Below are 870 nucleotides of genomic sequence, written 5' to 3'. Positions count from 1 at the left end.
TTACATCAATTATGGCTACGTCTGATGCCAGCATACTTTTTAGAACACCACCAAATATCATAGTAAACACATACTATCTATTCGACACAACTTCAATTAGCTGTCTTCAAAAATCACTTTTAAAAAGTTTTCGATCTGAGTGCTTTTCATTAGATAGGGATTAAAGTCAGAACCTGCTGAAAAGCTTTTTAGAGCGTACTCTTCATCTTCAGCACTTGACGTCAAATGCTTGATTAGATAACCATCCCATGTACAGGCTTCTATTTCTTCTAATTTGACAATATTAGGCATAATCTTAGAATGTTCATCGAATATTTTCGCTAGAGCAGCATTAACAACAGGTCTTGAGCCTTGTATGTTTTGAACAAAATAACCTTCATTAATCACCAGTGCTGAAACTAGACCAGTTTCATCAAAATATCTCCGCCAATGCTCAAGAGCGCGAGTTAACTCCACCCCTGATTTTAATTCAATATTTTTGCCGATATACGTTAGGCTAATAAGAATATGCTCGCCATGTCTTTTTCTATTTTCTGAAGTATCACTTTTCGTTGCACGCATAAGAAAATCCATTTATAAAAAATCAACCCAAGTTAAGAAACGCTTTACAGTAAAATACACTCAATAAAATGTTAAACTTTTAACGGCTTTTTGCAATCTATCATTATTCTTGAGAGTTATAACATTTAACTTCTTAGATTAACACACCAAGTGCAACGCTAATTAATATTATAGAACGCCTGCATAGGCGTCTTAAACCCTAATCGTTTTCTTGGTCTGTTGTTTAATTTGTTCTCAATGTCCTGCATCTCATCATCAGAGACTTGTCTAAAGTCACAACCCTTAGGCAAGTACTCTCTGATAAGGCCG

The 870-nt window shown here is 35.1% G+C and carries 1 protein-coding gene and 1 pseudogene; both read right to left on the bottom strand.

Going from position 1 to position 870, the window contains the following annotated elements:
- Positions 1-96 precede the first annotated feature (96 nt).
- On the bottom strand, positions 97-561 hold the full coding sequence (locus tag EI164_RS16470) for a hypothetical protein (RefSeq protein ID WP_192521041.1): 465 nt from the start codon (positions 559-561) through the stop codon (positions 97-99).
- 158 nt (positions 562-719) lie between these two features.
- Positions 720-870, bottom strand: a pseudogene (locus tag EI164_RS17255) (IS30 family transposase); the annotation flags it as partial.

The sequence above is a fragment of the Psychrobacter sp. FME13 genome (genome assembly GCF_014861395.1).
GTDB lineage: Bacteria > Pseudomonadota > Gammaproteobacteria > Pseudomonadales > Moraxellaceae > Psychrobacter.
This window is presented reverse-complemented; position numbering and strand designations above follow the sequence as displayed.